15 protein-coding genes are annotated in these 13,721 nt (G+C 58.2%); 1 reads left to right on the forward strand and 14 read right to left on the reverse strand.

Annotated elements, in window-relative coordinates; all coding sequences use genetic code 11:
- The first annotated feature begins 9 nt into the window (after positions 1-9).
- The gene (locus CKQ53_RS05765; RefSeq protein ID WP_094117893.1) at positions 10-822 is read left to right on the forward strand and encodes a PfkB family carbohydrate kinase; all 813 of its coding nucleotides are present in this window, start codon (positions 10-12) and stop codon (positions 820-822) included.
- A 271-nt stretch (positions 823-1,093) separates the two neighbouring features.
- On the opposite strand, the gene CKQ53_RS05770 is transcribed toward CKQ53_RS05765, so the two are convergent.
- From CKQ53_RS05770 to CKQ53_RS05835, 14 genes are all read right to left on the reverse strand, one after another.
- On the reverse strand, positions 1,094-1,996 hold the full coding sequence (locus CKQ53_RS05770; protein ID WP_085650730.1) for a hypothetical protein: 903 nt from the start codon (positions 1,994-1,996) through the stop codon (positions 1,094-1,096).
- Positions 1,997-2,059: 63 nt separating this feature from the next.
- Positions 2,060-2,533, reverse strand: coding sequence for a CesT family type III secretion system chaperone (locus CKQ53_RS05775; protein ID WP_094117892.1), 474 nt, complete (start codon positions 2,531-2,533; stop codon positions 2,060-2,062).
- Between the two features lie 72 nt (positions 2,534-2,605).
- Positions 2,606-3,157 (reverse strand): TetR/AcrR family transcriptional regulator, encoded by a 552-nt coding sequence (locus tag CKQ53_RS05780; protein WP_094117891.1) that lies wholly within the window; start codon positions 3,155-3,157, stop codon positions 2,606-2,608.
- 41 nt (positions 3,158-3,198) lie between these two features.
- Positions 3,199-3,519: a DMT family transporter gene (locus CKQ53_RS05785; protein ID WP_094117890.1), complete on the reverse strand. Its 321-nt coding sequence runs from the start codon at positions 3,517-3,519 to the stop codon at positions 3,199-3,201.
- Between the two features lie 449 nt (positions 3,520-3,968).
- Positions 3,969-4,376, reverse strand: coding sequence for a type II toxin-antitoxin system death-on-curing family toxin (locus tag CKQ53_RS05790; RefSeq protein ID WP_094117889.1), 408 nt, complete (start codon positions 4,374-4,376; stop codon positions 3,969-3,971).
- Positions 4,373-4,594: a type II toxin-antitoxin system Phd/YefM family antitoxin gene (locus tag CKQ53_RS05795; RefSeq protein WP_094117888.1), complete on the reverse strand. Its 222-nt coding sequence runs from the start codon at positions 4,592-4,594 to the stop codon at positions 4,373-4,375. The genes CKQ53_RS05790 and CKQ53_RS05795 overlap by 4 nt, the downstream gene beginning before the upstream one ends.
- Before the next feature lie 336 nt (positions 4,595-4,930).
- On the reverse strand, positions 4,931-5,794 hold the full coding sequence (locus CKQ53_RS05800) for a YicC/YloC family endoribonuclease (RefSeq protein ID WP_026738473.1): 864 nt from the start codon (positions 5,792-5,794) through the stop codon (positions 4,931-4,933).
- 219 nt (positions 5,795-6,013) lie between these two features.
- Entirely contained in the window at positions 6,014-6,922 is a 909-nt protein-coding gene (locus tag CKQ53_RS05805) for a LysR family transcriptional regulator (protein ID WP_094117887.1), read from the reverse strand.
- Positions 6,923-7,337: 415 nt separating this feature from the next.
- A complete protein-coding gene (locus CKQ53_RS05810) occupies positions 7,338-8,300 on the reverse strand; it encodes an isoaspartyl peptidase/L-asparaginase family protein (protein WP_094117886.1) in 963 nt (320 codons plus the stop codon).
- Positions 8,301-8,390: 90 nt separating this feature from the next.
- Positions 8,391-9,212, reverse strand: coding sequence for a M55 family metallopeptidase (locus CKQ53_RS05815; protein ID WP_094117885.1), 822 nt, complete (start codon positions 9,210-9,212; stop codon positions 8,391-8,393).
- Between the two features lie 10 nt (positions 9,213-9,222).
- A complete protein-coding gene (locus tag CKQ53_RS05820) occupies positions 9,223-10,281 on the reverse strand; it encodes a DmpA family aminopeptidase (RefSeq protein ID WP_094117884.1) in 1,059 nt (352 codons plus the stop codon).
- Positions 10,282-10,291: 10 nt separating this feature from the next.
- A complete protein-coding gene (locus tag CKQ53_RS05825; protein ID WP_094117883.1) occupies positions 10,292-11,191 on the reverse strand; it encodes an ABC transporter permease subunit in 900 nt (299 codons plus the stop codon).
- 11 nt (positions 11,192-11,202) lie between these two features.
- The gene (locus CKQ53_RS05830; protein ID WP_085650741.1) at positions 11,203-12,123 is read right to left on the reverse strand and encodes an ABC transporter permease; all 921 of its coding nucleotides are present in this window, start codon (positions 12,121-12,123) and stop codon (positions 11,203-11,205) included.
- A gap of 17 nt (positions 12,124-12,140) precedes the next feature.
- Positions 12,141-13,685: a glutathione ABC transporter substrate-binding protein gene (locus CKQ53_RS05835; protein ID WP_094117882.1), complete on the reverse strand. Its 1,545-nt coding sequence runs from the start codon at positions 13,683-13,685 to the stop codon at positions 12,141-12,143.
- Positions 13,686-13,721: the final 36 nt, after the last annotated feature.

Genomic DNA, 13,721 nt, shown 5'->3' on the forward strand with positions numbered 1-13,721 from the left:
GTACGCGTCATGAAAGTCCTGGGACTTGGCGATAACGTTATCGATCGATATACCCACACCGGCATCGGTTATCCGGGCGGCAATGCGCTAAATTTCAGCGTCTATGCCCGCATGTTATCGGCGCAATCCGCCTATTTAGGAGTGTTCGGGGATGATGGGGCGGCGGAGCACATTCGGCGTGTGCTCGAACAGCGTGGCGTTGGCCTCGAACACTGCCTGACGGTCGCCGGCGAAAGCGGCCACGCCCGTCTTACCCTTGAGCAGGGGGAACGCGTGTTCCTCGGTTCTAATGCGGGCGGTATCCGTCAAAGCACTTCAATGGATTTCGTACTGGCTCATCTCTCGTGGCTGGGCGGCTTCGACCTGATCCATACCAGCGCCTACAGCTATATCGACCCGCTGCTGGCGGATCTCGGTTCGCTACCCGGCCGTTTGTCCTATGACTTTTCGGATGACTTCGACGTTGATCAGGCGCTGTCCCAGAGCCGCTGGCTGGATTACGCTTTTTTCTCCTGCGCGGACCGCCCCCTTAATGAAACCCGTCAGCTTCTGCTGTCGGCTCACGACGCGGGTTGCCGGTGGGTTATCGCCACGCGCGGGGCGGAGGAAGCAATACTGTTCGACGGCGATCAATGGTTCAGTCAGCCGCCGGAGCCGATCGCACCCGTCGATACGCTCGGTGCCGGAGACGCTTTCATCACCGCCTTTCTATTGGCTCACCTTGGTGGAAAAACGTTGCCCGAAAGTCTGCATCAGGGCGCCGTCTTCGCGGCGCGCATTTGCATGATGGAAGGGGCGTTCGGCGAAGGAATGCGGTATTGAGGCCGCATGGATCCTTTTTCGGTCGCTGCTTAAGCGAGCCATCTGATCCGATAAGAGCCAGACTTGGGAGGCCAAGGTTGTCCGTCAGCGATGATCCCGAACACTCTCCGGCCACATTGCGAGCGCAGAAAAAATCAGCGCGGATATCGACTCGCCATCACGGGGCTGTTCTACTTATCGGGTGTATTGCGTCGTAGGACTGCATTCATCGAGCAACTTCGTTGTGCGGCCCTGTCACGGTGAACGGAGGGAACCGCATAACGAAGCGCTGCTATCGGTCGGACAATAAAAAGTCGAAATTTTGACCTCGGTAGCTCGCATCAACGCTGTAGGTCGTAGAGGGATCGGTCGCGACACGCACATCAAAACGGTTAAAAGAGTCGTCATTCAATGCATGTCTGACTAAATCGTCGGAATGCAGCGACGGCAAACCGGCTTTCGCCAGTTTTTTCTGTAGCGTCTCTGAGCTGAGCGGTACCACCTCCCGAAGACGCCGGGTATCACTTCGGTTGGCGGAGTCAGAAGCATCCCAGAGTAAATGACTGTGTGTTGCCATCAGCGCCGTCATCGGCGTGTGAGTGTCGCGTTGCATATCGTGTAGTACCGATTGAGTCAGCGTGCATGCGCTGGGGTGCGTTGGCCAGGCATCCACGACGACCGTATTGCGTTCGCCCCAGGTGGGATCGCGAGGGTCGCCCAGCATCACAAACTCGTGGCTATTGTTTTCGGGAAGCTGGAGTCGTACACGGCATATCGGCCGCTCCACGTTGCGTTCTTTCAACGCGGCGACGGCGACGGCGGCATGTACCGCACAGTTGCCACCCTGAAATTTTTGCGCCCGTTTGATCTGATTTTCGATTCCGCCATGAGGATACTTTTGGTATGCCAGATGCATTCTCGCCCAGCTCTCTCCCGATGAGGCCCGGACATCCTGCCGCTGATTTCCCGCCCCGTGCGGGAGCATATTTTTGACTACGCGATTCGCCCAGCAGGCATCCGCCAGTGCAGACAGGGTGCCGGATTTCACCACCACGTTTTTATGCTGATAGTTTGATAACCCCAGCTGGCTGGCGCTGTGGGTATCATGAACTTGACTACCGGTATCCTCATTCTCGACAATCGCGCTATACGTTGAAGAGGAAGAAGACCCGCGGAAAATATTAAACCTTGGCATGGGTTGCCTCCGAAGCTCTAAAAAATGCCGTCCCCAGCAGGAATGGAACGTAGAACTATCTCCTCATGCTTTTTTGGAAACACGTTGTAAGCCAGCGTGGCGATGAGAAGGGGATTCATCAGACTGATCGACCGTGGGAAGAGACGTTCCGCAGCAGTAGGCGTCAGCCCGTGTCAGAAATTCATGGAAGGTTTTCACCGCCAGCTCCGCTGATAATTCTTCCAATGGCTGACGGGCGTAGAGCACCATTTTTTTGCTCGGGCTGTCGTAGCCCAGTGTGATGGCCGGATGGCGCAGACTGAATACATTTTCTGCCAACAACGCCTGAAATCCCTCCGGTGTTCGCCACGCGTGGGGAGCGACAAACGTCGCGACGATATTCAGATATCCCGGTTGGCTGCCGATCAGATGGATATGCAGATCGTGATCGAAGACCAACCTATAGAGGTCTTCCTCCGGACGCGGCGGCGGCAGCTCGCCGGGCTGATATCTCTGGATAATGGCACGAGAGATAGCATGAAATTTTTCATTCAACATAACCGATGCTCACATGACAGGGTTCTTATGAGTGGCCTCGGTAGGGGAAGGGTTCCCGTAGGGTGTGATGATTTATTTTTCATCGACGTCGAGAAGCCGCCGGATCGCCGCCGCGTTTTGCTCCCATTCGCCTTCGCTCAACGCCATCAATCCAAAATATTTCAGGAAAAACAGACCTTCCGTCGCGAGAAAAGCGATGCGCCGGGTATCGTCATGGTCGCTTTCCCCGAGCGCGAATTCACGCTGTCGTTCCATGTACCAATCGCGTACCGAGCCAAGATAATCCGGAGACTGCAAAAGCGCGGATAACAGCACCGCAGAGCGCGAAACGTTGCTTTCGTCATCTTGAGACGTCGTGACCACATGCGCTTTGAGCTTATCGTCAGGCGAGGCGGTGTGACCCGACAGTTCCGCTAATTGCTTTTGGTAATACATGTCCCAGCGCTTGATCATGGCTTCAATCATGGATTCCTTGTTGCCAAAGCAGGATTGGACGCCGCCCTTGGTGATACCTGCCGCCTTCGCCACGGCATCTATCGTCAGCCCTGCTGCGCCCAGTTTTGACACTACGCCTTCTGCGGCATCCAGCACGGCTTCTCGGTCAATAGTTGGTTTTCTTCCCACTTGAAACCTCTTTTTATACAGGGTGTTAAGGTCGTTAGTCATTAATGACCGGAAGTCAGTTTGAGGCCCGCGACAGAACTCACCAGGAGACAAATCAGTAACCCACGGACCAGTGTTGCCGGTTCGTGATACCAGATCATGCCAACCAGCACCGTTCCCAACGCGCCGATCCCCGTCCAGACCGCATAGGCGGTACCGATGGGGATGCTCCGCGTTCCCAGCTCCAGAAAGCACATGCTCCCGATGATGCAGACCAGAAAAGCCAGCGTCCAGGGGATGTTTTTAAAGCCGTCGGTATAGCGCAGGCAGGTGGTAAACCCCACCTCCAATACGCCCCCTATCAATACGTAAATCCAAGCCATCGTGTTAGCTCCCGTGTGTGATTTAAATACAATTGTATTTGAATTCTTGGTGTTTGCAATACGATCGTATTCAAAGATATGAAGGGAAATGCGCGATTCAGCAAACATCAGAACATCGTCGTTCTAAAGTCTGTCGAAGGCAGGTGTACTGCAAAAGATGTCTCGTAGGAGGCAGGTACGTCTGAAGTCTTAAAACACAAAAAATGTGGATATCGAATCAGGCGATATCAATAAGGCGAAACAATGGTTGGATAAACATAGATATATAAATCAGATATACCCGCGCCGGGTTGAGATACCGGGGAATTAAAGGATGTTATTGAGCAAAATGCCATAGCCTGCTAGTCCGTCCTCTGGCTGTTAAGTATTCCATGGCCTAAGGTCGATTCGAAGTTCGAGCCATTTAGCGATATTGATAAGGCTCGTTTGCTGGAGTGGGTCAGTCCATATCAATCAACGGGGGGAAAATCAGTGGAAATGGAATTATCCCTCAAATCCCGTAGATGCTGCGCTAAATGAATAACGGTCTTTTCTCCCGTGGCGGCTTCTACGGTTAAATTTTCCAACGCATTATCGTTATCACGGATTTTGATGCCATTACGGTGGAGAAAAGCCATGGTCACGAAAAACGCGGTGCGTTTGTTGCCATCATTAAAGATATGCCCCCGAGCGATAGCTACCCAGTAAGTGGCTGCGAGCTCGAAAATATCGGTTATATCTTCATAGTGTGCGCGGTTCTGTACCCGATAGATCAGTGCTTCGGCTCTGCCGGGATCGGGAATGCCAGCAACGCCGGGAAGCCGTTGCAATATACGGTCATGAAAAGCGATAACTTCCTGAGCGCTAATCCATATCATCGGTTTGTCAGCGCCTCTACCGTGTGACCATGACGTTGCATAATCTCATCGAACTCCGCATCCAGTTTCGCGTTTTGGTATGCCTCGAATTCAGATTTGCTGATCACTACCGCAGAACTTCCATCGCGACGGGTGATTTCAACGGCTTCACCCTGAGTGGCGGCATCCAATACTTCTGAAATATGGGCACGAGCCTGAGTTGAAGTGTAAGTACGCATAATGTTTCTCCTAAAATGTACATCCTGATTGTACACTTTACGCTGTTTTAAACAAAAATATAAAAATATTGATTATAAATCAAAGTATTATACCTTTTTATTGCCTGTGATTTGGCCCACATTTGATGCGCTTATAGAACATAAATATTTTTTTCGCAGCGCTCTTGAAAAACAGAAGGGATGTGGAGATTGGCCTTAAAACGAATACTGTTGTTTGTAAAGCGCGGGGAGTACCTATTTGGCAGTGGATTTGGGTTGTAGGTAGAGTTGAGGTCGTTGGCAACAAAAACGCCCTGAAAACAGAGCGTTGTGGCAGTCGGTGGAAAAGGGCGGAAATTATTCGATATTCTGAATCTGTTCCCGCATCTGCTCGATCAGGACCTTCAGCTCAATGGCGGAGGCGGTGATGTCGGCGTTGATGGATTTAGAGCCCAGCGTGTTCGACTCGCGGTTGAACTCTTGCATCATGAAGTCCAGACGGCGGCCGACGGCTTCCTGCTTGTTGAGGATTTTGTAGGTTTCCTTTACGTGCGCTTCTAAACGGTCCAGCTCTTCGGCGACGTCGACGCGTTGCGCCATCAGCACCAGTTCCTGTTCCAGCCGGTTGTTCTCCAGCTGCACCTGCGCGTCTTCCAGTTTGCTGACCAGCTTTTCACGCTGCCATTGCAGGATGTTCGGCATATGGGCGCGAACTTTGGCGACTTCGGCGCTAACGCCCGCCAGACGCTGTTCGATCAGCGCTTTCAGCGCGTTGCCCTCGCTTTCACGCGCGGCGATGAAGTCATCCAGCGCGGCGTTCAGCGCCTGCATCAGTTCGGCGCTGATGGCGTCCAGGTCCTGCTCTTCCGCCGCCATTACGCCCGGCCAGCGCAGGACATCGACCGGGTTGATTTCCCCTTCGTCGCTCTGCATCTTGACCCACTTTGCGGCTTCAACCAGCTGTTTCGCCAGTCGTTCGTTCATAATCAACGAACCTTGCGCGCGGGGATCCAGTTCAAAACGCAGGTTGCATTCGATTTTGCCGCGCGTCAGCCGGTTGCGAATACGTTCGCGAACCACGGGCTCCAGACTGCGGAACTGCTCCGGTAAACGGATGTAAGTTTCCAGATAACGTTGGTTAACGGAACGCAGCTCCCAGGCTGCGCTTCCCCACTCGCCTTTGATTTCTCGTCGTGCGTAAGCGGTCATGCTACGGATCATCGGTGCGTACCTGTCAGAAAATGATGGAAGGATTATAACGTTGCGGGATACGTCATGATAGCAAAAGCGGTCCGGCGCGCCGGGGCACGATCGGTTTAGCAGGAACGTGTAGTCAGCCTTTTGCCGGTATGCGCGAGCACTGCCCGATAAATGAAAGAAGGGACGTGGGGGCTGAACGGTTGGCAACGCCGCCTTGGGGCGACGCTGACGTTGAGAGCATTAGGCGGCGAGCAGGAAAGAGGCGCACTGATTGGCCAGCTCGGCACATTGGTGTTTCAGCACCTGTTTCAGCTGGATCGCTTCGCGCGACTGCGGCGTGTCGCGACGGCTGATCATCATCACCTCGAACGGCAATGGCTGAATGATCGGGACGATTTTCAGCTGGTCGGTATAACGGCGCGCGGTGAACAAATCCACAATCCCGGTGCCGCCGCCGGCCAGCACCATATCGGCGATGACGGAATAGGTTTTGATAAACAGGGAGGCGGCGGGTTGCAGGCCACGGTCGTTGAGGGCGCGATGAACCACCCGGCCCAACGGGTCTTGCTGCTGCATCATCAATAAGTTGTTCTGACACAGCCACTCCAGCGAGACGGGGCCTTGATGCGGGTTATCTTTCGGCAGTAACGCGACCATCGTGGACTGGCACAGCGGTTCGGCGACCAGGTCGGACGGCACCTGCTGGCCGAAGACCAACGCCAGATCCAGCTGATTTTGCTGGATCTCCTGACACAACGTGCTGAAGTGTTCGGTCACCAACTCCACGTTCACCCGCGACGACTGCTGGTGAAACGCCACCATCGCTGGCGCGACAATCATCTGGCCGAACGCATGCGCCGCGCCCAGACGCACCGTCTGGCTTTGTCCTTTGCGAATTTGTTCCGTCAGGGCATTGATGGACTGGAGCTGCTCATGCAGCGCCTGCACTTGCGGGATCAGTCGGTGGCCTTCGTCCGTGACGACCATGCCTTGCGTGCGGCGTTCGAACAGGGCAAAGCCAAGCTGTTGCTCGGCGTGGTTCAGCACCCGGCTGACGTTCGGTTGGGAGACGTTCAGTAAGCGCGCCGCGCCGCTAATGGTGCCAGCCTGAAGAATGGCCTGAAAAACTTCGATATGGCGTAGTCGCATAGCCTGAACCTTAAGTCATTTTGCCAACAGTGTGGCGGATGGAAATCGAACCGCCGGAGGCGAAACGCATCAAACTGATTGTTGCAAATGCAACATTTACGCCATGTTGTTATGACTTAGGAGAGAAGAAGGCACAGGCCCGCGATGCAGGGAAGGGGGAAAAGACCGGGACGAGCAGGAGACGCGGCTGGTTTTCTCCATGATGGTGCGGTGTCCCTCGCCGCCAGACCGGTTTGCACCAAAATGGTGAAACTGAGTCGCGGTGCTACGTCACAGTGGGGAAGTCATCGTGGGAAAGAGGAACCGCACGGACGCGCTAAATGGCCCGCCGATTTTCGGCTGTTGGGCGGAAGACGGACGCCATCGGCTGCCTGACGGATGAACGCGCTCGCCCCCTCGGGGCGAGCATTCACATTCACCGATAGATCTCGACGGCCGGTTCCGCGCCAACGTAGCCATAGCCGCGGTACATCCCTTCGCTGTTGAAGGTCAAGGCGATATTGCCCGCGTGGTCGACGGCGATCAGGCCGCCGCTGCCGCCGAGCCTAGCCACTTTGTCCATCACGACCCGTTCGGTTGCCTGCGCCAGCGGCAGTCCGGCGTACTCCATCAGCGCAGAAACGTCATAGGCGGCCACCGTCCGCATAAACACTTCGCCGGTGCCGGTGCAGGACACGGCGACGGTTTGGTTGTTGGCGTAGCAGCCCGCGCCGATGATGGGGGAGTCACCCACGCGACCGACCTGTTTGTTGGTCATACCGCCGGTGGATGTCGCGGCCGCCAGATTGCCCGCGGCATCCAGCGCCACGGCCCCGACGGTGCCGTATTTATGATGCGGATCGATCGGATCGCCGCCGGAGACGTCGCCATCGCCGCTATGATCCAACACGATCCTGTCGCCGTCAGCTTGCGCCTGTAGCAACTGCTCGTAGCGGTCGTCGGTGAAGAAGAAGTCTGACTCGACCATCTCCAAACCGTGCTTGAGGGCGAAGCTTTCCGCACCTTCGGCGGTAAACATGACGTGCGGACTGTGTTCCAGCACCTTGCGGGCGGCCAGTACCGGGTTGCGGATGTGGCTGACGCCCGCCACGGCGCCCGCGTCCAGCGTCCGCCCGTCCATGATGCTGGCGTCGAGCTCGTGCGTGCCTTCGTGGGTAAAGACCGAGCCTTTGCCAGCGTTAAACAGCGGGCACTCTTCCAGCCGCCGTACGGCTTCGGTCACCGCATCCAGCGCGCTGCCATGGTGGGTCAGCACCTCCTGTCCGCTGCGGACGATCTCCTGCAGCGCGGCGCGGTAACGCTGTTCTTTCTCACTGTTCATCGCGGCACGGGCGATAGCGCCTGCGCCGCCGTGAATAACAATCACCGGTTTCATGATGTTCCTCGTCGGGAGCGAGAGCGCGTCGCGTGCGTCCGCGCCCTCGGTCTGCGTGTCGGCCTGACGATGCCGTCAGACCGAGAGTTGAATTTAGTTCTGGGTCGAGGCCAGATAGGAGAAGGCGCACAGCAGATTAATGATCTCCGCCATTTTAGGCGCGCTGTAGCTGACGGTGATGGCATCCACCCGCTCGACGTTGGGGATCAGACAGAACAGGTCGGCCATCACCGGTTTCGCCACCATAATCTCCAGATGATAGGGTGGTTGCAGGCGCGTTGTTTGCTCCTGGTGCGCCTGCTGGACGGCGTGGGTCGCCGCCTGACGAATGGCGTTGCGGGCTTCTTCCGGACTCAGGGATTCGGCCGCCGTCTGGGAAATAGCGCGTTTCACGCAGGCGTAGCCGGTCGCCGGATAGTAGCGTTTAATCCACTGCTGTAAGACGTCGTCGCCGCTGACCAGCCACAACGGCGTATCCAGCTCGGCGCCCGCGGCGGCGTAAATATCGCTTTCTCCCATCACTTCGCCGTTGATTTTGACGCGGTAGAACGCGCGGCTGTTGATGGTGTGCGCCAATACGCCGAACTCACCGGCGGCGGTGTGATAGCCGATGAACATCAGCCCGTCGAACGGCCCTTCCTGCAAACCTTCCACCATCGACAGTCCGCGCGGTTTGCCCTGCACCAGACGGGCGCGCGGGTCGATATTGTCCGCCCGCAGGTTGGTCATGGACGCATGGCTGTCGGCGACCACCACTTCGCTGGCACCGCCAGCGAAAGCGCCTTCGATGGCGGCATTCACTTCCTGCTCCATCAGCGCGCGCGCCAGCGCGTATTCCGGGTGGCCGGGGCTGCACTGTTCCGGGCGCATCACGCCGGCAACGCCCTCGATATCCGCTGAAATAAAGACTCTCATGATAATTTCCTCAATCAAAAACGTGTTGCGCCAGCTTGTCCAGCACCTGCGGCAGCGCCGGGCGGAAGTGGTCGCGGAAGCCGGTGACGGGTTCCGCCTGTAACAGCGCGTCCAGCACCGCATGTTCCGTGGCGTCCGCCGCCGCGCTGAGCAGCGGCTCCAGCCGTTCGTCGTCGGGCGGCTCCGGCGTCGCGCAGGTGGAAAACGCGACGGCGATATCGCCGGAGCCGTGGCCCCAATAGCTCCCCAGCCGTCCCAGACCCGCGCCCGCGCGTTTGGCGATGCGGCTCAGTTGGCGAGCGTCCAGCGGCGCGTTCGTCGCCATAATAATGATGATAGATCCCGCGTCGCGCTGTGGCGCCAGTTCCGGCAGGAGCGGGGCGATAGCCTGTCCCATCGGCACGCCGTCCAGCGTCAGCGAGGCGAGGGTGCCGAAATTCGCGAGCACCAGTACGCCAAGCGTCGCCTCCAGATCGTTGATGTGCCGCGACGCCGTGCCGATGCCGCCTTTGAGGCCAAAACAGCTCATCCCGCGTCCGGCCCCGACGCTGCCGCGCGCGAAGGCCGTCTCCGCATCGTCCAGCGCCGACTGCGCCATCGCCTCGGTCACGGCCAGCGCCTGAATATCGTTCAGCCAGCCGTCGTTGCACTCCAGCGCCAGCGGATTGACGGTCGGCAGCGAACGGCCGAGCTCGGGGTTGTGGCGGATGGCGTCGCGCACCAGCGTGGTAAACAGCGTCCCGACGGCCAGCGTGTTGCTCAGCAGGATCGGGGTTTGCAGCTGTCCCAATTCTTCTATCTGCACCAGTCCGACGGGTTTGGCGAAGCCGTTGAGCACCGCCGCGCCGCAGGGCAGGGGATGGGTGAACAGGTTGCCGCCCGGCGGCACGATGGCGGTGACGCCGGTTTGGATCTCGCCCTGCGCCAGCGTGCTATGGCCGACGCGAACGCCGGGAACATCGCTGAGCGCATTGTGCGGACCGCTCACGAACCGCGGGGTGCCCAACTGGCGTTCATCCCGCCAGCGCTGTAGCAGCGCGTTCAGCCGCGCCTGTTGATAAGCGCTCATGTTCGCCTCCTCACCCGTTGAGTTTGGGGTCAAGCGTGTCGCGTAGCGCATCGCCCAGCAGGTTGAACGCCAGCACCGAGAAGAAGATCGCCAGACCGGGGAACACGCTGACGTGCCACTGTCCCGCCATCATCATGCTGCGGCTCATGGCTAGCACGTTGCCCCACTCGGGGACATCCGGCTCCGGCCCCAGACCGATGAAGCTCAGGCTGGCGGCGGTCAGAATGCTGGTGCCGATTCGCATGGTGAAATAGACGATCACGTTAGACAGCGTGCCGGGCAAAATGTGACGTATCAAGATGATACGGTCCGGCGCACCGGCGCAGCGCACCGCTTCGACGTAGGCCGCCTGTTTCAACGACAGCGTCGAGGCGCGCACGATACGGGCAAAGACCGGCACGCTGAACACGGCCACGGCGATAATGACGTTGTTCAGCCCCGGCCCGAGGATGGCGACGACCGCAATCGCCAGCAGCATCCCCGGAAAGGCGAACAAGACGTCCGAACCGCGCATGATCAGCATGTCGACCCAGCGGCCGTAATAGCCCGCCAGCAGACCCAGCGCGATCCCCGCCAGCATGCCCAGCGTGACGGAGAAAATACCGATATAGAGCGAGATGCGCGCGCCGTAGATAATGCGGCTCATCACATCGCGGCCCAGATCGTCAGTGCCCATCCAATGGCTGGCGGACGGCGGAGAGGACAGCGCCATCCAGTCCGACTCCAGCGGGTTGTACGGCGCCAGCCAGGGCGCGAACACCGCCACCAGAATCAGAGACAGGATGAATCCGCCCGATATCGTCGCCATCGGATTGCGCCGCAGGGCTTGCCAGAAATCGCGCCACGGCGAACGAATGGTCGTCGCGTCGAGCGGGGAGGCGGCTACGGCAGGTTCAGTAGGCAGTGTCATGGTCGTCGCTCCTAACGCAGGCGGATCGCTGGGTTGACCACCGCATACAGCAGGTCGACCAGCAGGTTAATCAAAATGAATTCAAACACGAACAGCATGACCAGCGCCTGAATCACCGGCTGGTCCTGCGTTTTGATGGATTCGATCAGCAGCCAGCCAAGGCCGGGCCAGCTGAATACGCTTTCCACCACGATGGAGCCGCCGAGCAGGAAACCAAACTGTAGCCCGAGCATGGTGATGACCGGGATCAGCGCATTGCGCATGACGTGTTTCCAGACGATCAGTCGGCTGCGCAGCCCTTTGGCTTTGGCGGTGCGCACGAAATCTTCCTGCATGACCTCCATAAAGGCCGAGCGGGTAAAGCGGGCCATCACCGCCGCCACCGACGCGCCGAGCGTCAGCGCCGGAAGAATCAGGTCGGACGGCTGGTTAAAGCCGCCGACGGAAAAGACGCCGAACGGCATGGCGACAAACTGGATGAGCAACAGACCTAGCCAGAAGGGCGGCATCGAAATGCCCCCCACGGCTAAACTCATCAATGACCAGTCCTGCCAGCGGCCGCGCTTTAGCGCAGACAGCACGCCAATCAGCAGACCGAGCACCACCGACCAGGCGAATCCGGCCAGCGCCAGATACAGCGTCGGCATGAAGCTCTTCTGAATGACGCTCAGCACCGGCTGCTGGGTGCGATAGGTCACGCCCAGATCGCCGTGTATCAGACCGCCGAGCCAGTTGAGATACTGCTGCGGCAGCGGATCGTTAAGCCCCAAGTGCTGGCGGGCGGCTTCCACCGTTTCCAGCGTGGCGTCGGGACCGGCATAGAGCCGTGCCGGATCGCCCGGCAGCAGCTTGATAAAACCGAATACCAACAGGGAGACCACCAGCAGTACCGGGATCATTTCCAGCAAACGTCGAATTAAATAGGCAAACATGGCGCTCCCCTGAGTGATTACTTGAACTGAGCCTGATCGAAGATCAGCGAACCATCGGCCAGCATGTAAACGCCAGACAGATTTTTGGCTTTACCGACCAGATTGTCCGGCGCCCCCAGGAAGACGACAGGCGCATCTTTCCAGATCAGCTTCTGCGCTTCGGCGTAAGCGGCGGCGCGTTTGCCTGCATCGGCGGTCGCCAGACCGTCGGCGATGGCTTTATCCGTGGCCGGGCTGCTGTAGTAAGAGACGTTGTAGGACGTCGGCACCCAGGATTCAGTGGCGTACAGCGGACGCAGCGCCCAGTCGGCATCGCCGGTTGACGGAGACCAGCCGTTGTAGAACAGATCAAATTCGGCTTTCTTCGGATCGGTCACGCCCCACAGCTTCTGGTCGCGCATCCCGGAATCCATCGGCGTTACCGTGACTTTGATGCCGACCTGCTCCAGCTGCTGCTTGAAGAACTGCGCGCTGCGGATGTAGTCGGTGCGGTTGGTGGTCCACAATTTCAGCGTCAACCCATTGCCGTAGCCCGCTTCTTTCAGCAGCGCCTTGGCCTTAGCCGGGTTGTAGCCGTAGTTGGGTTCGGTTTGCGGTTGGAAGAACTGCACATTCGGCGCCATCGGCGACTGGGCGGTCGTGCCCAAACCGGCGAAGCCGACTTTCAGCCAGATATCGCGGTTGATGGCGTAGTTGAGTGCCTGACGTACGCGGACGTCTTTCAGCGCGGCGCTCTGGTTATTCATCGCGATCCAGTACAGGTAGATCCCGGCGTCGCTCTGAATAGCCAGTTTGCTGTCGCTTTTCACGGTGTTCACCAGATCGGACGGCAGCGGATAGGCCACGTCGGTCTGGCCCGCTTTCAGCGAGGCCACGCGGGTAGAGTCTTCCGGCGCGGGATAGAAGGTCACGCTGTCGACTTTCGGCCAGCCCTGCTGCCAGTAGCGATCGTTTTTCACCAGTTTGACGTCTTTCCCCTGCTGCCATTCGGTGAACTTGAACGGACCGGTGCCGACCGGATGTACGCGCAGCTGAGCTTCGTCAGGATACTGTTTCAGCGCCGCCGGGCTGTGCATCACCGCTGACGGGTGCGCCAGCGTGTTGATAAACGCGCCGAAGGATTGGTTCAGCTCGATTTTGACTTGTGAAGGAGAGAGCACCGTCACGCTTTTGATCATCTTGAACAGGCTGTTGCGCTTCAGACCTTTGCTTTGGTCGCTCAGGCGATCCAGGTTGGCTTTGACGGCGTCGGCGTTGAACGGCGTGCCGTCCTGGAAGGTCACGCCGTCGCGCAGCGTAATGGTGAATTCGGTGGCGTTATCGTTGCTGGTGTAGCCGGTGGCGAGTCTGGGCACCAGTTTCATCGCGCTGTCGAACTGGAACAGACGCTCGAAGATGCCGCTCTGGACGGAGTAGCTCAGCGTATCCGACGTATCGTGCGGATCCAGCCCGGTGATGTCAGCGTACATGGAGATGCGTAAATCCTGCGCCTGGGCGGCGGCGGCGGCCAGACACAGGGATAGCCCAAGTGCGACGGTGGAACGGCGAAAGCGTGGTTGCATGGTGTCTCTCCTGCGTGATGTTGTGATGTGAATAAG

It is taken from the genome of Lonsdalea britannica, from assembly GCF_003515985.1.
In the GTDB taxonomy this organism is placed as follows: domain Bacteria; phylum Pseudomonadota; class Gammaproteobacteria; order Enterobacterales; family Enterobacteriaceae; genus Lonsdalea; species Lonsdalea britannica.